The following is a 20,568-nucleotide window of genomic DNA, read 5'->3' on the forward strand; positions in this document are numbered from 1 at the left end:
TTACTTAGTACAGAGAGTGGGTGTTGCTTTCAATATCTTCTTTAGTGATGCGACCGAACATCTTCCAGTAACACCAGCTGGTGTACAGAAGAATGATCGGTACAAACACCGCCGCGACCCAGGTCATCAGATTCAATGTACGCTGGCTGGAGGTGGCATCCCACATGGTCAAACTTGCGTTCATCATGGTGCTGGATGGCATCACAAACGGGAACATTGCGATACCGGCAGTCAGGATGATGCAGGCTAACGTCAGTGAGGAGAAGACGAACGCCCATGCCCCTTTCTCCATACGAGAAGTCAGGATGGTCAACAGCGGCAGAACCACGCCCAGTGCAGGAACCAACCACAGGATAGGTGCATTGTTAAAGTTCACCATCCATGCGCCAGCCACACGAGCAACTTCTTTGGTCAGCGGGTTAGAGGCGGCATGATGATCCAGTGCAGAGGTCACAACATAACCGTCAATACCGTAAATCACCCACACACCGGCCAGCGAGAAGCAGACCAGAGTCACCAGCGCCGCAACCTGTGAAGTTGCACGAGCACGCAGATGCAGTTCACCTACCGTACGCATCTGCAGATAGGTCGCACCCTGGGTGATGATCATCCCAACGCTCACGACACCTGCCAGCAGACCAAACGGATTCAGCAACTGGAAGAAGTTACCGGTGTAGTACAAACGCATGTAGTCATCTACGTGGAATGGAACCCCTTGCAGCAGGTTACCGAACGCCACGCCAATCACCAGCGGTGGCACGAAGCTACCTATGAAGATGCCCCAGTCCCACATGTTGCGCCAGCGCATATCTTCAATCTTAGAGCGGTAGTCAAAACCGACCGGACGGAAGAACAAGGACGCCAGAACCAGAATCATCGCCACATAGAAACCGGAGAACGCAGCGGCATAGACCATCGGCCAGGCAGCGAACAGTGCGCCACCCGCGGTGATGAGCCAAACCTGGTTACCGTCCCAGTGCGGGGCGATGGAGTTAATCATAATTCGACGCTCGGTATCATTACGACCGAGGAAACGGGTGAGCATGCCCACCCCCATGTCGAAGCCATCAGTGACCGCAAAACCAATCAGCAGAATGCCAACCAGCAGCCACCAGATAAAACGCAATACTTCATAATCGATCATTTGACGACTCCTGTCTTAGCGTGCCGGCTGAGAAGTCACAGTGGACTGCTCGTAGTGATAACGACCGGTTTTCAGGCTACTCGGCCCAAGGCGTGCGAACTTGAACATCAGATACAGTTCAGCCACCAGGAACAGGGTATACAGGCCGCAAATCAATAGCATCGAGAAGATGAGGTCGCCAGCAGTCAGCGAAGAGTTCGCTACGGCTGTTGGTAACACTTCACCAATCGCCCACGGTTGACGACCGTACTCTGCAACAAACCAACCGGATTCAATAGCAATCCACGGCAGAGGAATCGCATACAGCGCGGTGCGCAGCAGCCATTTTTTCTCACCGATACGGTTACGAAGCACAGTCCAGAAGGACACCGCAATGATTGCCAGCATCAGAATGCCGCATGCCACCATGATACGGAAAGCGAAGTACAGCGGCGCAACACGAGGAATAGAATCTTTCGTTGCCTGCTGAATTTGCGCTTCGGTCGCGTCGGTGACGTTATCCGTATAGCGTTTCAACAGCAGACCATAACCCAGGTCTTTCTTCATGCTGTTGAACTGATCGCGAACGGCCTGGTCGGTAGTACCAGCACGCAGTTCTTCCAGCAACTGATACGCTTTCATCCCGTTACGGATACGCTCTTCGTGCTGCACCATCAGGTCTTTCAGACCAATGACCGGTGTATCAACAGAGCGGGTGGCAATGATGCCCAGCGCATAAGGAATCTGAATCGCAAAATGGTTTTCCTGCGCATCCTGGTCCGGAATACCGAAAAGCGTAAAGGAAGCTGGAGCAGGCTGAGTTTCCCATTCTGCTTCAATCGCAGCGAGTTTGGTTTTCTGCACGTCACCCATTTCGTAACCAGATTCATCACCCAGAACGATAACAGACAGAATAGCAGCCATACCAAAGCTGGCAGCGATAGCAAAAGAACGTTTAGCAAACGCGAAGTCACGACCGCGCAGCATATAGTAGGAGCTGATACCCAGAACGAACATCGCGCCACATACATAACCAGATGCCACAGTGTGAACAAATTTCACCTGTGCTACCGGGTTGAGCACCAGTTCAGAGAAGCTCAGCATCTCCATACGCATGGTTTCGAAGTTGAAATCCGCTGCGATTGGGTTCTGCATCCAGCCGTTCGCAACCAGAATCCACAACGCAGACAGGTTAGAACCCAGAGCCACCAGCCAGGTGACACACATATGCTGGACTTTACCCAAACGGTCCCAGCCGAAGAAGAACAGACCTACAAAGGTGGATTCGAGGAAGAAGGCCATCAAACCTTCGATCGCCAGCGGCGCACCGAAAATATCCCCTACATAGTGGGAGTAGTAAGACCAGTTAGTCCCGAACTGGAACTCCATGGTCAGACCGGTAGCCACACCCAGAGCGAAGTTGATACCAAACAACTTGCCCCAGAACTTGGTCATATCTTTATAAATCTGTTTGCCGGAAAGGACGTAGACCGTTTCCATAATGGCCAACAAGAACGCCATACCGAGCGTCAGTGGCACAAACAGGAAGTGGTACATCGCGGTCAAGGCAAACTGTAAGCGCGACAGTTCGACTATATCTAACATCATGACTCCTTGCTCATCGCATGAAGACTCCGAGAGTGAACCCCGTTAGAAAGGGTCACACGCATGCCCCAATACAAATTTATCTGCTTCCTTCCGCCGCTACCCTTCCCTCTCATTTGAAGAAAAGATAATGATGAAAAGTTACAAACATGTTAATAAAACACTCAAATTGATTCCGCAATTATATTACGCCGTAAAATCCTTACAATAAACAGGTTTTTATCGAGACAAATTTGCATTTTTCGATAGTGATCAATTTATAGCTAATTTACCACTTTCAGACCAATTTGATCTGAAGCAATTTAACCTCTTTTGATGCCGTTTTCCAAGTTTTAAACATTGATTTAAATCAATTTTCAAATTTAATGTTAATAGTGTTTAGCACTCACGCTACTAGTAAACGCTATGTTAACAATATGTTTTTCAATGAGTAATTGCCGTTACTACAAATGATAGGATATTTATTTAAATGTACACGATCTTTTAACCAGCCCGGCTGACTAAATTGATAGCAGATAAAGAATCATTAATGCTGGGTAGCTCACAGTTTTTTGTTTAGCAAGTCATGGATTTGTTATTTCATACAAATTATTCATTTAAATTTTACTTATAATTAACACCGAGATGTAACTATCTCAACTGGAAGCGAAAACGTTCCACAATGACCGATGTATTGCGTTTGTCGTTCTGCGAGAGAATGCTGACGTTTCGCTTAAATCATCACTGAAAGTTATCATTAACACCCCCTCTTCTCTTATGTGGCAAAGATTAAATATGCCACAAACATTTCCTTATCATTTTTATCCTAAATTTAACAAAAATGAATTATGACATATAAGATTAAAAAATAAAAAACCGTTATGTCGTTCACAAGTTAATTAGTAATTGGGATTTTTGAAATTATTTAAAACACGTCATAAATGGCGCGCATAACAAAATAAGATTTCGATCACAAACATGGCAAGTCATTTATTACCCAATTCTCTAATAAATTAAAACCAGTTAAAAAAAACACATCTCATCATATTGATTACAAAGGAATTTTACACCAACTAAATATAACAATCATTTTTCTCAGGATATTTTGAAAATAGATCAATTGCTTCCTTTTTCGCTTCCACAGAAACTCCAACCCTATTAAGAGGTTGTCACAATCCATGTTCTAAATATTAGAAAATAATTTCACTTATTGACCATCAGCCCTACAGAGGATTACCCATGAAGAAATCTACACTTGTTATTGGCGTCATCGGTGCTGACTGCCATGCAGTAGGTAATAAAGTTCTGGATCGCGTTTTTACTGCTCATGATTTTCACGTAATCAACCTCGGGGTGATGGTGAGCCAGGATGAATATATTGATGCTGCGATTGAAACAGGCGCCGATGCCATCGTGGTGTCCTCTATCTACGGTCATGGCGACATTGACTGCCTCGGGTTACGTGAGCGCTGCATCGAACGCGGCCTTGGCGACATTCTGCTGTACGTCGGCGGCAACCTGGTCGTCGGTAAACATGACTTCGCCGACGTGGAAGTGAAGTTTAAAGAGATGGGCTTTAACCGGGTCTTCGCCCCCAGCCACGATCTGGAAGATGTTTGCGCGCTTATCACTAATGATATTCACCAACACAATGGCCTCGAACAGCGTTGCCTGGAAGAGGCCATCTGATGCAAACAGTTTCTGTCGATATCGGCTCGACATGGACCAAGGCAGCCCTCTTCGCACATGAAGGCGAGGAATTAACCCTGGTAAACCATGTCCTGACCCCAACCACCACACATCATCTGGCAGACGGTTTTTTTGCCAGCCTGAATCAGGTGCTGAATGTTGCCGATGCTCGCCCGTTACTGAAAAGTGGTGAAGTGCAGTTGAAATACTCCTCCTCAGCGAAAGGTGGGCTCGCCGTTGCAGCAATGGGGCTGGTGCCTTCCATTACGCTGGAGTCGGCAAAAGTTACCGCCCATTCGGCAGGAGCGAAAATCGCGCAATATTATTCGTACAAGCTGAACCGTCATGACATCCAGGAGCTGGAATCATCACCACCAGACATTCTGTTGTTTACCGGCGGGACAGACGGTGGCGAAGAAAGTTACGGCCTGGCGAATGCACACGCGCTGGCAGGCTCAAAGCTTGATTGCGCCATTATCTACGCCGGAAACCGGGACATTCAGGACGAAATACAAACGATTCTGGGACATAAGGATCTGACCACGGTAGACAACATTCTGCCGGACCTCGATCACCCGAATCCGTTTGCCGCGCGCCAGGCGATTTGCGATGTGTTCTTGTCACGCATCGTCAAAGGCAAAGGTCTGGACGTTATCGTCGGCGAAACAGGCGAAGAGCCTATGCCGACGCCATGGACGGTATATGAGTTAGTCAAAGCCATTAGCGATTACGACAGCGCATGGAAGGAATTCATGCTGATTGATATGGGCGGAGCCACCACGGATGTCTATTCGGCCAGCGCGAATACCCTCTCCCCCGATACCGTCCTGCATGGTGTTCCTGAACCGTTCGTCAAACGTACCGTTGAAGGCGACCTTGGCATGCGCGTTTCCGCCGTTGTGGTGGGAGAAAGCACGCAGGATATGGTGAAAGTCATCTTCGCCCAGCAGCCACAGCGCGAGGAAGCGTTTTACCGCTATCTACGCCACTTGGTTGGGCAACCGGATTACCTGCCACTCAGCGAGGAAGAGAAATATTTCGACACCCTGCTGGCAGGTTTATGCGTGGGCTATGCCGCTGAGCGCCACGCGGGCACTAAAAAGCAGGTTTGCACCTGCGTGGGTAATGTGGATTTACAGATGGGTCGCGATCTCACCACCGTACGCAAAGTCGTCGGTTCAGGGGGATGGCTCTCTCGCGCCAGCCAGTTCGATATCCATAACTGGCTCAAATACAGGGAGCTGGACGACCAGGGTAAAAGAATTCTGTTACCGAATCAGTTTGAGTATTACCGCGATTCAAATGGCCTGCTCCCGCTACTGGCAAACGTCGCCAGGCTGTACCCGCAAGCCGCTGCTCGCACCAGCATTCAGTGTTTAACCCTATAAAACTTAAGGCAGCTACGAATGGAACTTCGAAATAAAAAATTGACCCATGACGAATTCATGACCGAAAGGCATCAGGTGTTACAAACCTGGGAAACCGGTAAAGACGTTGAGAACTTCGAAGATGGCGTGAAGTACCAGCAATCAATTCCAGAGAAAAAGCGTTTCTCCCTCGCCCTGCTGAAGGCCGATCAGGAGGGTAAAACTCTGAGCCAGCCGCGCGCAGGTGTGGCATTAATGGATGAGCATATTGCCCTGCTCAAAACATTGCAGGAAGAGTGCGACCTCCTGCCAAGTACTATCGATGCCTATACCCGTCTGAACCGCTATGAAGAAGCCGCTGTCGGGATCCAAAAATCCATCGAAGCAGGTACTTCCAAGCTGAATGGTTTACCGGTCGTCAATCACGGGGTTGCTGCCTGCCGTCGTATGACTGAATCGCTGGATAAACCAATCCAGGTTCGCCACGGTACACCGGATGCGCGTCTGCTGGCAGAAATCGCCATGGCCAGTGGCTTTACCAGCTACGAAGGCGGCGGTATCTCCTACAACATCCCTTACGCCAAACGCGTCACCCTGGAAAAATCTATCCGCGACTGGCAGTACTGCGACCGTCTGATGGGTCTGTACGAAGAGAACGGCATTCGCATCAACCGTGAGCCGTTTGGTCCGCTGACCGGCACGCTGATCCCGCCGTTCATGTCCCACTCAGTCGCGATTATCGAAGGTCTGCTGGCGCTGGAGCAGGGCGTGAAGTCTATTACCGTCGGTTACGGCCAGGTCGGTAGCCTGACACAGGATATCGCTGCTATTCAGGCACTGCGTGAACTGTCCCACGAATACTTCCATAACCATGGCTTCGACGATTACGAGCTGAGCACCGTTTTCCACCAGTGGATGGGCGGATTCCCGGAAGATGAAGCAAAAGCCTTCTCCGTTATCGCCTGGGGCGCAGCGGTTGCCGGTATGTCTGGTGCCACAAAAGTCATTACCAAAAGTCCGCACGAAGCATTCGGTATCCCAACCGCGGCAGCTAACGCCCAGGGTCTGAAAGCGTCACGCCAGATGCTCAACATGGTCAGCGATCAGAAATTCCCGCAGTGCGCTGCCGTGGAGCAGGAAGTTGACCTGATTAAGAGCGAAGTCCGCGCGGTATTGAAGAAAGTCTTCGAACTGGGCAATGGCGACATTGCGCGCGGTACGGTGCTGGCCTTTGAAGCTGGCGTGCTGGATGTGCCTTTCGCTCCTGCCGCCTGTAACGCCGGTAAGATCCTGCCTGTTCGCGATAACACAGGCGCAATCCGTATTCTTGAAGCCGGTGCAGTGCCGCTGCCGAAAGATATTCTCGCCCTGCACCACGACTACGTTGCAGAGCGCGCACATTTCGAAGGTCGCAAGCCTTCTTTCCAGATGGTCATTGATGACATCAACGCCGTATCCCACAGTAAATTAATAGGAAGACCATAATGAAAATTAAACAGGCCCTTTTCACAGCTGGCTACTCCTCATTTTATTTTGACGATCAGCAGGCCATCAAAAACGGCGCCGGTCATGACGGGTTTATCTATACCGGCGATCCGGTAACGCCTGGATTTACGTCTGTTCGTCAGGCGGGTGAATGTGTTTCCGTACAGCTGATTCTGGAAAACGGCGCGGTAGCTGTGGGCGATTGCGCAGCGGTGCAATATTCAGGTGCAGGCGGTCGTGACCCACTGTTCCTGGCTGAAAACTTCATTCCGTTCCTCAACGACCACATCAAGCCGTTACTGGAAGGTCGTGACGTTGATTCGTTCCTGCCGAACGCGCGTTTCTTTGACCAACTGCGTATTGACGGTCATCTGCTGCATACCGCCGTCCGCTATGGTTTGTCTCAGGCGCTGCTCGACGCTGCGGCGCTGGCTACCGGTCGTCTGAAAACTGAAGTGGTTTGCGATGAATGGCAACTGCCGTGCGTCCCGGAAGCCATTCCATTATTTGGTCAGAGCGGTGACGACCGTTATATCGCCGTTGATAAGATGATCCTCAAAGGTGTGGACGTCCTGCCGCATGCGCTGATCAACAACGTGGAAGAGAAGCTGGGCTTTAAAGGCGAAAAACTGCGTGAGTATGTACGTTGGTTATCCGACCGCATCTTAAGCCTGCGCACCAGCGAACGTTATCACCCGACGCTGCACATTGATGTGTACGGCACGATCGGTCTGATCTTCGATATGGATCCAGTGCGTTGCGCCGAATACATCGCCAGCCTGGAAGCCGAAGCCCAGGGTCTGCCGCTGTATATCGAAGGTCCGGTTGATGCCGGTAACAAGCCGGATCAGATCCGCATGTTGACCGCCATCACCAAAGAGCTGACTCGTCTGGGTTCCGGCGTGAAAATCGTTGCGGATGAATGGTGTAACACCTATCAGGATATCGTGGACTTTACCGATGCAGGCAGCTGCCACATGGTACAGATCAAGACTCCGGATCTGGGCGGTATTCACAACATCGTTGATGCGGTGCTGTATTGCAACAAACACGCGATGGAAGCCTATCAGGGCGGTACCTGTAACGAAACCGAGATCAGTGCCCGCACCTGCGTACACGTGGCACTTGCCGCGCGTCCAATGCGCATGCTGGTTAAACCGGGTATGGGTTTCGATGAAGGTCTCAACATCGTGTTTAACGAAATGAACCGCACCATCGCGTTGTTGCAAACTAAGGATTAAGAGATGGCACGCACATTTAAGATCTTATCGCCTACGGCTATCCTGGGTTATGGCTTCCCGGAAGAAAGTTTTCGTAAAGCCATGGAAGAGTCACCGGATCTTATTGCTGTTGACGCAGGTTCCTCCGATCCTGGCCCCCACTACCTGGGGGCAGGTAAACCCTTTACTGACAGGGCCGGTGTGAAACGCGATCTGCGCTATATGATTGTGGCAGGCGTTAAGAACAACATCCCGGTAGTAATCGGCACAGCTGGTGGTTCTGGCGCAGCTCCGCATCTGGAGTGGTGTCGCCAGATAATCCATGAGATCGCGCAGGAAGAAAAACTGTCTTTCTCAATGGCGCTAATTCCGTCTGATGTCGACAAAGAAATCGTTCATCAGGCGCTGGATAACGGCAAAATCACCGCGCTCGATTTTGTGCCGGAACTGACTCACGAGGCCATTGAAGAGAGCACCTACATTGTCGCACAAATGGGCATCGCGCCTTTCCAGCGTGCGCTGAAAGCCGGTGCGCAGGTGGTCCTGGGCGGACGTGCCTACGATCCGGCCTGCTTCGCCGCGCTGCCGATTATGCAGGGCTTTGATGAAGGTCTGGCGCTTCATTGCGGTAAGATCCTTGAGTGTGCAGCCATTGCCGCCACCCCTGGTTCCGGCTCAGATTGTGCGATGGGAATCATTGACGATAACGGCTTTACGCTGAAGGCGTTCAATCCCAAGCGTAAGTTCACCGAGACTTCCGCAGCAGCACACACCCTGTACGAAAAGTCAGATCCATACTTCCTGCCAGGGCCAGGCGGTGTGCTGAACCTGAAGGCATGCACTTTCACCCAGGTTAACGAGGGCGAAGTGTATGTCAGCGGTTCACGCCATGAAGAAACACCGTATGCGTTGAAACTGGAAGGTGCACGCCAGGTTGGCTTCCGTTGCCTGACCATCGCCGGAACACGTGACCCGATTATGATTGCCGGGATTGACACGATTCTTGAAGAGGTACAGGCAAGCGTGGCACGTAACCTCTCGCTGAATGACGACAGTATCCGCATGACGTTCCACCTGTACGGTAAGAACGGTGTGATGGGCAACCATGAGCCGATGAAAACTGCGGGCCATGAGCTGGGAATTTTACTGGATGTCGTCGCGCCAACGCAGGATATCGCCAACAGCGTTTGCTCTCTGGTGCGCTCTACCCTGCTGCACTACGGCTATGAAAATCGCATTGCGACTGCGGGCAACCTCGCCTTCCCGTTCTCGCCATCTGATATTCAGAGTGGACCGGTGTATGAGTTCTCGATCTATCACCTGATTGAAGCGAGCGATGCGCTGCGTTTTGATTTCCACATTGAACAGGTGACGCCAGAAGGAGTTCAGGCATGAAACACTCAATTTGTTCACTGGCGCAAGTAATTCGTTCCAAAAACGCCGGACCGTACGAACTAGTTTTAGATATTTTATTTAAAACAAGGGAAGACTATCAGCGGGTAAAAGCCTGCGAGCAATTAACGCCGCAGCTTATTGCCGGTTTATATAATGTTGAGCCTGAGTTTATTCACAATATCGTCTGGTTCGATCCAGCGAATGCCGTAAAAATCGTCATGCCACGGGATATTATTTCCGGCAATGTCGGTGACAATGATGTTTATGGTGCGCAGCAACACGCTCCATTATTAAGTATTGAGTTTGACTTGTAACAAAAAAACACAATAACAACCATTGGAGCACAGAATTCAGCTGTATCACAGTGCTTCGAATTATTCATGCGGTTGGTCACAACAGGCGTGCGTCTGAGCTGCTGTCCAGGTTCAGGCGCACGCCACCCTACACAATTCCAATTACCAGCCTTTATCCGATGGAGTACACATGAAGAAAATTAGTTTAACGAAGATGATCATATTAGGCCTGATACTCGGCATGATTGCCGGGGTGGCCATAAATAATATGGCCGCGGCTGAAACAGCAAAATCTTATGCAGCAGATATTTCCATTTTCACCACTATATTCTTACGTATGGTGAAAATGATTATTGCTCCATTGGTTATTTCAACTCTGGTTGTGGGTATTGCCAAAATGGGCGATGCCAAAACGCTGGGACGTATATTTTCGAAAACCTTCTTCCTGTTTATTTGCGCCTCTCTGGTGTCAATTGCACTGGGTCTGGTTATCGTTAATATCTTCCAGCCAGGCGCAGGTATCAACTTTGTGCCACATGACGTCGGAGCCGTTGCCGCCGTTAAGTCAGAGCCATTCACGCTGAAAGTATTCATCTCACACGCGGTACCGACCAGTATTGTCGATGCGATGGCGCGTAACGAAATTCTGCAGATCGTCGTGTTCTCAATCTTCCTCGGTTGCAGCCTCGCTGCGATTGGTGAAAAAGCCGATCCTATCGTGAAAGTGCTGGATTCACTGGTGCACGTCATGCTGAAGCTGACGGGTTACGTCATGCTGTTTGCACCACTGACCGTTTTTGCCGCTATTTCAGGTCTGATTGCCGAACGTGGTCTGGGTGTGATGGTTAGCGCCGGGATCTTCATGGGTGAGTTCTACCTGACGTTGGGTATGCTGTGGGCAATCCTGATTGGCCTGTCTACTATGATCGTCGGGCCTTGCATCGCACGGTTAACTAAATCAATCCTCGAACCCGCTCTGCTGGCCTTTACCACTTCAAGCTCTGAAGCCGCCTTCCCGGGTACGCTGGACAAGCTGGAAAAATTCGGTGTTTCTTCAAAAATCGCCAGCTTCGTTCTGCCTATCGGTTATTCCTTTAACCTGGTCGGTTCCATGGCTTATTGCTCATTTGCCACCGTCTTTATTGCCCAGGCGTGCAACATCGAACTGAGCATGGGCGAGCAAATCACCATGCTGTTGATCCTGATGCTGACCTCGAAAGGAATGGCAGGCGTACCGCGCGCATCCATGGTGGTTATCGCTGCAACCCTGAACCAGTTCAACATTCCAGAAGCTGGTCTGATTCTGCTGATGGGTGTCGATCCGTTCCTCGATATGGGTCGTTCTGCCACCAACGTTATGAGTAACGCAATGGGTGCTGCCATCGTGGGCCGTTGGGAAGGCGAACACTACGGCCAGGGTTGCCGTGGAACTGCGCTGGTGAAGACCCCGGAACAAGAACGTCCAGTTACCGAAACGGAAGTCGCTTTGTCCTGACAGTAGAAGAACAACTAATCGTAGGCCGGATAAAACGCGTCAGCGTTGCCATCCGGCAATTATACCGTGTTAACGCCGGATGGCGGCGTGAACGCCTTATCCGGCCTACAGGATAGTTTTCCCAACAACACCAACAGGAATGCATAATGAATAAAACAATTCTCGGCGTGAGTCTCTTTTCTTTCAGCGTCTTGTTTAGCGCAACCACATTCGCGCAAACCACGCCCGACTACGCCAAGCTGATAGAACAGGCTCATCAGAAGTACAAAAGTAACAACGATGGAAAAGTCGCCGACTACATCCCTGCTCTGGCGACCTATAGCCCGAAAAATTTTGCCATCACCATTGCGACGGTGGACGGCAAGATCTACCAGGTTGGCGATGTTAACAAACCTTTCCCAATGGAATCCCTGAGTAAAGTGTTCACCATGGCGCTCGCCATGGAGCAGCACGGTTCTCAGGTAGTGCTGGATAAACTTGGCGCCAATGCCACCGGTATGCCGTTCAACTCAGGTTTAGCGGTTGAACTGACCAAAGGCGCGCCTGAAAACCCGCTGGTAAACGCCGGGGCCATGAGCACCGTTAGCCTGATTGAAGCCAAAGACAAAACCGACCGCTGGAACAAAATCCTCGACAACCTGAACGTCTGGGCCGATGCCACACTCACCGTGAACGAACCGGTTTTCAAATCTGAAATGGAAACCAACCAGCACAATCAGGCGCTGGCCAAGCTGATGGAATCCTATAACAGCTTCTATGGCAACACTGACGAAGCCGTCGAAATTTATACCCGCCAGTGCTCGGTGGATATCACCGTTGAGCAACTGGCCAAAATGGGTGCCGTACTCGCGAACAAAGGCAAATCTCCGTTCAACGGTAAACAGTTGCTTAACGAGAAATATGTTCCGCAGGTGCTGGCAGAAATGGCAATCGCCGGGCTTTACGACGGTAGCGGTAAATGGCTGTACACCGTTGGCATCCCGGCGAAAAGCGGCGTCGGCGGCGGCATGGTTGCCGTTGTCCCTGGCGAATATGCGATTGCAGTCTATTCTCCGCCGCTGGATGCAGCCGGTAATAGCGTTCGAGCCCAGCAAACTATCGAATATGTCGCCGAAGCGACAAAAGCCAATGTCTTTTTAGCCAAATAACTTTACGCCGGATGGCGCTTCGCTTATCCGGCCTACGATTAGCGCATTTATTTACGCCGTCATCCGGCAAAATGAAAAGGTGAGAAGTACTATGTCTAAACCATTTGTCTGGCAGGAACTCTTTGTTCAGAGTAAAGATAGTACCGAGTATGAATTACTGAGTAACCAGCACGTTACGGTAACGGAGTTAGACGGAGAGGAAGTGATCAAGGTTGCACCGGAAGCGTTAACCTTGTTAGCACAGCAGGCGTTTTATGAGGCTTCATTTTTCCTGCGCGCCGGACATTTAAAACAGATTGCCAGCATTTTGCACGACCCACAGGCCAGTAGTAACGATAAGTACGTCGCATTGCAGCTGCTGCGCAATGCAGAGGTTTCAGCTAAAGGCGTACTGCCCAACTGCCAGGATACCGGGACGGCAACCATTGTGGCCAGCAAAGGACAACATGTCTGGACCGGCGGCGATGACGCAGAAGCATTAAGCAAAGGCGTGTATTCCACCTTTACCGAAAACAACCTGCGTTACTCGCAAAATGCACCGCTGGATATGTATACCGAGGTCAATACCCAGACCAACCTGCCCGCACAAATCGATATTAGCGCCACCCCAGGTAACGAATACCGTTTCCTGTTCGTCAATAAAGGTGGCGGCTCAGCTAACAAAGCGGCACTGTACCAGGAAACCAAATCCATTCTACAGCCGGAAAAACTCACTGCGTTCCTGATCGAAAAAATGAAATCACTGGGTACAGCCGCTTGCCCGCCATATCACATCGCTTTTGTGGTTGGGGGCTTATCCGCCGACCAGGCGCTGAAAGTCGCCAAACTGGCTTCAACCAAATATTACGATAATCTACCCACCAGCGGGAACGAGCTGGGCCAGGCGTTCCGTGATACGGCGCTGGAAGCCGAGTTGCTCAATGCCAGCCGCGAGTTTGGCATCGGGGCGCAGTTTGGCGGCAAATACTTTGCCCACGATATCCGCGTAATTCGCTTACCGCGCCACGGCGGCTCCTGCCCAATCGCGATGGCCCTCTCCTGCTCTGCCGACCGCAACATTAAGGCCAAAATTAATAAACACGGTATCTGGCTGGAAAAACTCGAGCATAATCCGGGCAAATTTATCCCCGATTCTCACCGGGTAGAAAACGGCGCTCAGACCGTACAACTGGATCTGAACCGTCCGCTGCGTGACATCCTGCATGACCTTTCCGCTCTGCCCATTGGTACACGCCTGTCGTTAAGCGGCCCGATTGTTGTCGCTCGCGATATCGCCCACGCGAACATCAAAGCGCGACTGGATAACGGCGAACCTATGCCGGAATACATGAAAAAGCATATCGTTTACTACGCTGGTCCCGCCAAAACCCCGGAAAATCAGGCCTGTGGCTCGATGGGGCCCACCACCGGCGGGCGCATGGATGGGTATGTCGATGCTTTCCAGGCACAAGGCGGCAGCCTCATTATGCTCACCAAGGGTAACCGCAGCCAGCAGGTCACTGATGCCTGTCACAAACACGGTGGATTTAGCCTCGGCAGCATTGGCGGTGCCGCAGCCCTGCTGGCGCAGCAGTACGTGAAAAGCCTGCAGTGCCTTGAATATCCCGAACTGGGAATGGAAGCCGTATGGATGATGGAAGTTAAAAATATGCCGGCCTTCGTATTAGTGGATGACAAAGGCAATAACTTCTTTAGCCAGTTCGAGCAGCAGCATCGCTGCGCAACTTGTCCGGCAGGGCATTAAGGAGTTTCCATGGAAGCGCGCGCCAATAACGACAGACACCGTCAGCGTCAGCAGAAGCTGAAAGAGCAGGTTGATACCCGCGTAGCGGCTGCAACGGAGAAGAAAGGGATCCTGATTGTCTTCACCGGCAACGGAAAAGGAAAATCCACCGCAGCCTTTGGCACGGCAACGCGCGCAGTGGGTCACGGAAAAACCGTTGGCATCGCGCAGTTTATTAAAGGTCAGTGGGATAATGGCGAGTACAACACACTGCAACCGCTCGGCGTCGAGTTCCATATTATGGGCACCGGATTTACCTGGGAAACCCAAAATCGGCAAGCAGATATCGAGGCGGCAACGGTTGTGTGGCAGGAGAGTAAGCGCATGCTGGCTGATGCGCATTACGATCTAGTGGTGCTGGATGAACTCACCTACATGCTGGCTTACCACTATCTGGATACGCAAGAGGTTATCAGCGCCATCGAAAATCGCCCTGCCGGTCAGAGCGTTATCGTCACAGGGCGCGGATGCCATACGCTGTTACTGGAACTGGCCGATACAGTCAGTGAAATTCGCCCGGTCAAACACGCGTTTGACCGCGGTATTCAGGCACAGGTTGGGATAGATTGGTAGCCGTTCTTTTGCCGGATAACGATGCTAACGCGTCTTATCCGGCCTACCCATCGTTGTAGGCCTGATAAGACGCAAGCCACCCTCAGGCAGCCGATACCACGGACTTACTGAGCAACCAGTTACGGAAAATCTGTAAATGCTCGGATTCCGATTTCTCTTCACGCCACGTCATAATAAATCGATTCCCGGTACGCATTGGAACATCGCAAGGAATGACCATATCACCACTGTCCAGATCGTGCTGAATGGCAAAACGCGGGAGCAGCGCAACGCCCAGATTAGAACGGACCGCCGCGATCAGCATCGATAACAAATCAAATCTCGGACCTTTATTCACCAGCGGACTGCTGACTTCTGACAGCGCAAACCACTCCTGCCACCCTTTGATGCGCGTACTTTGGTGCAAGAGCGGAAATTCATTTAGTAATTCGTTCACCGCCAGTTTTCGTTCCGGTTCGGCCAGCAAACAGCGGCTGCATACCGGCAGAATTTCCTCTTCAAACAGGTACTCAACCCCTGACCATGGCGAATAAAAGTCTTCACGCATAATTGCCGCGTCATACTCTCGATTGAGAAAATCACCAATATTCGCCAGGGAATGAATGTTCACGATAATATCAGGATTAAGTTTGTTAAATTCACGCAGGTTTGGGATCAGCCAGTGCGTGCTGAACGTCGGATTCACCGCCAGCTCAATAACCTGTACCGTTGGCTGCCAGGTCATTATCGTCGTCGTATCTCGTTCAAGTTTATTTAACGTTTCTTTAACGATACTTAAATAGTGTTTGCCAGCCGCATTTAAAAAAATGCGTTTTTTGGCATGATTAAATAGCGCGGTATTGAGAAAATCCTCCAGTGCATTTACCTGGCGGAAAACAGCACTTTGTGTTAAAGCCAGCTCTTCAGCTGCCCGGGTATAACTTTCGTGACGCGCAACAACTTCAAAAGTTACCAGCAACTCCGTCTTAGGTATTTTTCCTCTCATAACCTCTTCCATATGCAGCGTGCAAAAATAGTTTAATTTATAAAAAATAATTCAAGATACCCAGATAAGCACCGAGAGTTATATTTTATTTCATCCATTAATGTCATTGATCCAATCCATGATTTGCTCACACTGATGGCGGATAAATATTAACCGATAATACTCAAGGGCAACAATAAACACAATTTAAATAAGGTTAAACCCAAGCAAATAGTGCCAATAAGTTCTTAATAATTTTTCAAGTTATCTTGTTTATTGCAGAAAAAACTTTGCGAGATTAATCAATATTATCAGTGCGATAATTTTGGATAATTTCACGTTATAACTTACGGGCAAACGACTGCTTTTTATCATTCCTTGATGTAGTTTCTGCCTTTTTTTGAATGATGTGATAAAGGACACAATGTGAAAACTTTCGGAAAGGTCTGGCTCGTTGGGGCAGGTCCCGGTGATATTTCATTACTTACCCTCAAAGCAATGATGTGCATTAAACAGGCTGATGTCATTATTTACGATCGGCTGGTCAATCCTAAAATTTTGGAATGGGCATTACCTGATTGTCTGCTTATCAATGTCGGCAAAAACCCAGGCTTCCATTGTGTACCGCAGGATGAAATCAATGCACTGCTTGTCCAGTATGCCCAAACGCACAATAATATTGTGCGTCTGAAAGGCGGCGATCCGTATGTTTTTGGACGTGGGGCTGAAGAAGTTGAGGATCTCGTCGAGACGGGAATCCCGTTTGAAGTGGTGCCGGGTATCAGCTCAACTATTGGTGGCCTGACCTATGCCGGGATTCCGGTAACACACCGCGATTTCGCCTCGGGATTTCACGTGGTAACCGGTCATACGCGGGAGGGCAACCAACAGCAGGACTGGCGTCAGCTGGCCAAACTGAATGGTACGCTGGTTATCGTCATGGGTATCGCCAATCTGGCGTTTATCTGTGAGGAATTATTGATGGGTGGAAAATCGGCAGATACACCTGCAGCTCTAATTATGTCCGCCACCCGGGATAACCAACGCCGACTGACCTGTACGCTCGGTTCACTACTGAGCAAGGCGCAGGAAGCTAACATCCTCCCCCCTGCGCTGATAGTGATTGGTGATGTGGTAACCCTGAGCGATCGGCTCTCTTTTATCCCTGAAGCCATCACGCTGCCAGAAAACCTTTACTGCGACAGTCTGGCATGACGAAAAGACTGGGGCGACGTTTGATGCGCCGCCCGGAAAACGCGGCAAAAGTAACTGGTTTGTGCGTATTGGAGTTTCCGGGCAATGCTGTCTATTGAATGAATGGGATCGTGCAATAACTCCCCCGCTTTTTGCATTTTTTTCTGATTCACCCAGGTTTTAAAGTTAACGCCCTGCCGTTTCTTAAAAAAACGGCTGAAATAGTTTGCGCTTAAGCAGACATGAGCCGCTACGGATTCCAGAGATAATTCACTATATAAATTCTCATCAATATAACGCAACGCTGCCAGAAGCTTTTTTTCGTGTCGGGAAGGTTCTGTAAAATAATGACGCGTGTAACTGGTCGGCGGAATAACAAACTCATCCGATTGCTGCTGTTCTGTCTCGAAATTATCAACAATAAAACTTAATAAATTAGCTGATGCCACCAGCGCATTATTATCTACTACCGCTACCTGACTCCATTCAGCTTTTATTTTTGGTTCATCCATCCATGAGCATTCATTATCAATAACGATAGTTTTATATTCCTGATATTTTACCCGCACCTGCCCACAGAGCATAAAACCGTACAGATGCCCCTCACGAATTAATGGCATAGAAAACAGACTTAGCCCTGCGTGACAGCTGAGTATTCTGGGTTTAAGGTGTTTTAATCCTTCAAAAGCACAATACTTGTCGCACTTTTGGCAACTCACACAATAGCGTTCATCCGCCCGCATTAATGTGCAGAACGAATTAAAGTTATGGCAATCCGAGAGAGTTTTTCCGCTAACATCAACCACAACAGTGGCTAATCCAGTCGCACTGGAGAATACTTTTGCTATCGAGAAAAAACGTTGTAGGTAATCATCCTGGATTTTCAACGACACGGTATCCTCCGGCATTAATGAAATTAAAGCCGGTAATATGCAGAATTTCATCAGGAGAAAGAATGATGCTCACCGCAAAAAATAATCTCATTTATGCAGATGATTATGATCAAATTGCAAGATAAATATTGAATGCCATGATGGTTATTACCTACAGAAGAAAAATCGTATAGCTTTAAGCAGGTTATAAAAATAACGCACAGACAAAAGATGAATTGCAGACATAAAAAAGGCCATCATCAGATGGCCAACCATGTCGAAACGGGACCAGCCCTTGACTATGCAGAGAGTCAGGGCTGTTTTTTTATTTCTTACTTAATAACGGTTTTCAGCGCTTCGCCGATATCGGCCAGGCTACGAACAGTTTTCACGCCTGCAGCTTCCAGCGCAGCGAATTTCTCATCCGCTGTACCTTTACCACCCGCGATGATCGCACCCGCGTGACCCATACGCTTACCTTTCGGCGCAGTCACACCCGCGATGTAACCTACAACCGGCTTGGTTACATGATCTTTGATGTAAGCAGCTGCTTCTTCTTCCGCGCTACCGCCGATCTCACCGATCATGACGATCGCTTCAGTCTGCGGATCTTCCTGGAACAGCTTCAGGATGTCGATGAAGTTAGAGCCTGGGATCGGGTCACCACCGATGCCTACACAGGTAGACTGGCCGAAACCATAGTCGGTAGTCTGCTTAACCGCTTCATAGGTCAGGGTACCTGAACGGGAAACGATACCCACTTTACCCGGCTTGTGAATGTGGCCCGGCATGATACCGATTTTACATTCACCCGGAGTGATAACGCCTGGGCAGTTCGGGCCGATCATGCGTACGCCAGCTTCATCCAGCTTCACTTTCACGGTCAGCATATCCAGCGTTGGGATACCTTCGGTGATGGTGATAATCAGTTTGATGCCTGCATCGATTGCTTCCAGAATGGAGTCTTTGCAGAACGGGGCCGGAACGTAGATAACGGTGGCGGTTGCGCCGGTCGCTTCTACCGCTTCACGTACGGTGTTGAACACTGGCAGACCCAGATGCGTGGTGCCGCCTTTGCCCGGCGTAACGCCACCGACCATTTGCGTACCGTAAGCGATCGCTTGTTCAGAGTGGAATGTCCCCTGGCTACCGGTGAAGCCCTGGCAGATAACCTTGGTATCTTTATTAATTAAAACTGACATTATTTCCCCTCCACTGCGGCAACAACCTGCTGAGCTGCATCCGTCAGACTTTTCGCTGCAATAATATTCAGGCCGCTATCAGCCAGTTTTTTCGCGCCGGGTTCAGCGTTGTTACCTTCCAGACGTACCACGACCGGAACGTTTACGCCTACTTCTGCTACCGCGCCGATGATACCGTCAGCGATCAGGTCGCAACGTACGATACCGCCGAAGATGTTAACCAGTACGGCTTTAACATTGTCATCAGAGAGGATAATTTTGAACGCTTCGGTTACACGCTCTTTGGTCGCACCGCCGCCAACGTCGAGGAAGTTAGCCGGTTCGCCGCCGTGCAGCTTAACGATGTCCATGGTGCCCATTGCCAGGCCCGCACCGTTAACCATACAACCGATGTTGCCGTCCAGCGCAACGTAGTTCAGTTCCCACTGTGCAGCCTGCGCTTCACGCGGATCTTCCTGAGACTGGTCGCGCATTTCGCGCAGGTCAGCCTGGCGGAACAGTGCGTTGCCGTCAGCGCCCAGTTTGCCGTCGAGGCAGATCAGGTCACCCTGCTTGGTCACAACCAGCGGGTTGATTTCGATCAGCGCCAGATCGCGCTCCAGGAAGATAGTCGCCAGACCCATGAAGATCTTGGTGAACTGCTGAACCTGTTTACCTTCCAGACCCAGTTTGAACGCCAGCTCACGCCCCTGGTAAGGCATCGGGCCTGCCAGCGGATCGAGCGCCACTTTGTGGATCAGATGCGGGGTTTCTTCCGCCACTTTTTCGATTTCCACGCCGCCTTCGGTAGAGGCCATGAAGACCACGCGACGGGAGCTACGGTCAACAACTGCGCCGAGATAAAGTTCTTTACCAATGTCGGTCGCGGCTTCAACCAGAATCTGATTTACCGGTTGGCCATGAGTGTCTGTCTGGTAAGTGACCAGACGTTTACCCAGCCAGTGTTCAGCAAAAGCGCGAATGTCTTCTTTGCTGTTTACCACCTTCACACCGCCCGCTTTACCACGGCCACCAGCGTGAACCTGACATTTCACTACCCACGGGCCAGCACCGATTTTAGATGCAGCTTCTTCGGCTTCACGCGGGGTAGTACAGGCATAACCCACCGGTGCCGGTAAGCCATAGCGGGCAAAAAGTTGTTTTGCCTGATATTCATGTAAGTTCATGTGTTCTGTCCATCC

At 50.2% G+C, this 20,568-nt stretch carries 16 protein-coding genes and 1 pseudogene; 11 read left to right on the forward strand and 6 right to left on the reverse strand.

What is annotated here, in order from left to right; all coding sequences use genetic code 11:
- Positions 1-4: 4 nt before the first annotated feature.
- On the reverse strand, positions 5-1,144 hold the full coding sequence (gene cydB / locus OGX94_RS02265; protein ID WP_257661502.1) for a cytochrome d ubiquinol oxidase subunit II: 1,140 nt from the start codon (positions 1,142-1,144) through the stop codon (positions 5-7).
- Between the two features lie 15 nt (positions 1,145-1,159).
- On the reverse strand, positions 1,160-2,728 hold the full coding sequence (gene cydA / locus OGX94_RS02270) for a cytochrome ubiquinol oxidase subunit I (RefSeq protein ID WP_003022965.1): 1,569 nt from the start codon (positions 2,726-2,728) through the stop codon (positions 1,160-1,162).
- 1,218 nt (positions 2,729-3,946) lie between these two features.
- Here cydA and glmS point away from each other — a divergent pair.
- From glmS to cobO, 10 genes and pseudogenes are all read left to right on the forward strand, one after another.
- A complete protein-coding gene (gene glmS, locus OGX94_RS02275) occupies positions 3,947-4,396 on the forward strand; it encodes a methylaspartate mutase subunit S (protein WP_003022963.1) in 450 nt (149 codons plus the stop codon).
- Positions 4,396-5,784 (forward strand): methylaspartate mutase accessory protein GlmL, encoded by a 1,389-nt coding sequence (glmL, locus tag OGX94_RS02280; RefSeq protein ID WP_003831429.1) that lies wholly within the window; start codon positions 4,396-4,398, stop codon positions 5,782-5,784. The genes glmS and glmL overlap by 1 nt, the downstream gene beginning before the upstream one ends.
- An 18-nt stretch (positions 5,785-5,802) precedes the next feature.
- Positions 5,803-7,248, forward strand: a complete 1,446-nt coding sequence (locus tag OGX94_RS02285) for a methylaspartate mutase subunit E (RefSeq protein WP_003831428.1) — start codon at positions 5,803-5,805, stop codon at positions 7,246-7,248.
- Positions 7,248-8,489, forward strand: coding sequence for a methylaspartate ammonia-lyase (locus OGX94_RS02290; protein ID WP_003831427.1), 1,242 nt, complete (start codon positions 7,248-7,250; stop codon positions 8,487-8,489). Before OGX94_RS02285 ends, OGX94_RS02290 begins: the two co-directional genes overlap by 1 nt.
- 3 nt (positions 8,490-8,492) lie before the next feature.
- Positions 8,493-9,863, forward strand: coding sequence for an acyclic terpene utilization AtuA family protein (locus tag OGX94_RS02295; protein ID WP_257661501.1), 1,371 nt, complete (start codon positions 8,493-8,495; stop codon positions 9,861-9,863).
- Positions 9,860-10,177, forward strand: coding sequence for a DUF4387 domain-containing protein (locus OGX94_RS02300; RefSeq protein WP_003831425.1), 318 nt, complete (start codon positions 9,860-9,862; stop codon positions 10,175-10,177). The genes OGX94_RS02295 and OGX94_RS02300 overlap by 4 nt, the downstream gene beginning before the upstream one ends.
- A gap of 169 nt (positions 10,178-10,346) precedes the next feature.
- Positions 10,347-11,628, forward strand: a pseudogene (locus tag OGX94_RS02305) (dicarboxylate/amino acid:cation symporter); the annotation flags it as partial.
- A gap of 169 nt (positions 11,629-11,797) precedes the next feature.
- A complete protein-coding gene (gene glsA, locus OGX94_RS02310) occupies positions 11,798-12,799 on the forward strand; it encodes a glutaminase A (protein ID WP_257661500.1) in 1,002 nt (333 codons plus the stop codon).
- Between the two features lie 91 nt (positions 12,800-12,890).
- A complete protein-coding gene (locus tag OGX94_RS02315) occupies positions 12,891-14,543 on the forward strand; it encodes a class I fumarate hydratase (RefSeq protein WP_003831421.1) in 1,653 nt (550 codons plus the stop codon).
- A gap of 9 nt (positions 14,544-14,552) precedes the next feature.
- Entirely contained in the window at positions 14,553-15,155 is a 603-nt protein-coding gene (gene cobO, locus OGX94_RS02320; protein ID WP_063940686.1) for a cob(I)yrinic acid a,c-diamide adenosyltransferase, read from the forward strand.
- An 82-nt stretch (positions 15,156-15,237) separates the two neighbouring features.
- Here the strand turns inward: cobO and OGX94_RS02325 are convergent, their stop codons facing one another.
- Positions 15,238-16,140: a LysR substrate-binding domain-containing protein gene (locus OGX94_RS02325; RefSeq protein ID WP_063940687.1), complete on the reverse strand. Its 903-nt coding sequence runs from the start codon at positions 16,138-16,140 to the stop codon at positions 15,238-15,240.
- 405 nt (positions 16,141-16,545) lie between these two features.
- On the opposite strand from OGX94_RS02325, the gene cobA reads away from it, so the two are divergent.
- Entirely contained in the window at positions 16,546-17,334 is a 789-nt protein-coding gene (cobA, locus tag OGX94_RS02330) for a uroporphyrinogen-III C-methyltransferase (RefSeq protein WP_003831416.1), read from the forward strand.
- Here the strand turns inward: cobA and OGX94_RS02335 are convergent.
- The 3 genes from OGX94_RS02335 to sucC all read right to left on the reverse strand — a co-directional run bounded on the left by OGX94_RS02335 (position 17,313) and on the right by sucC (position 20,553).
- A complete protein-coding gene (locus OGX94_RS02335; RefSeq protein ID WP_234662205.1) occupies positions 17,313-18,206 on the reverse strand; it encodes a PocR ligand-binding domain-containing protein in 894 nt (297 codons plus the stop codon). The genes cobA and OGX94_RS02335 overlap by 22 nt on opposite strands.
- A 311-nt stretch (positions 18,207-18,517) precedes the next feature.
- Complete coding sequence (gene sucD / locus OGX94_RS02340; RefSeq protein ID WP_003022929.1) at positions 18,518-19,387, reverse strand: succinate--CoA ligase subunit alpha; 870 nt, start codon at positions 19,385-19,387, stop codon at positions 18,518-18,520.
- Positions 19,387-20,553, reverse strand: a complete 1,167-nt coding sequence (gene sucC, locus OGX94_RS02345; protein ID WP_286568592.1) for an ADP-forming succinate--CoA ligase subunit beta — start codon at positions 20,551-20,553, stop codon at positions 19,387-19,389. Before sucC ends, sucD begins: the two co-directional genes overlap by 1 nt.
- Positions 20,554-20,568 lie beyond the last annotated feature (15 nt).

This window comes from Citrobacter sp. Cpo037 (assembly GCF_030332945.1).
Lineage (GTDB): Bacteria > Pseudomonadota > Gammaproteobacteria > Enterobacterales > Enterobacteriaceae > Citrobacter > Citrobacter portucalensis.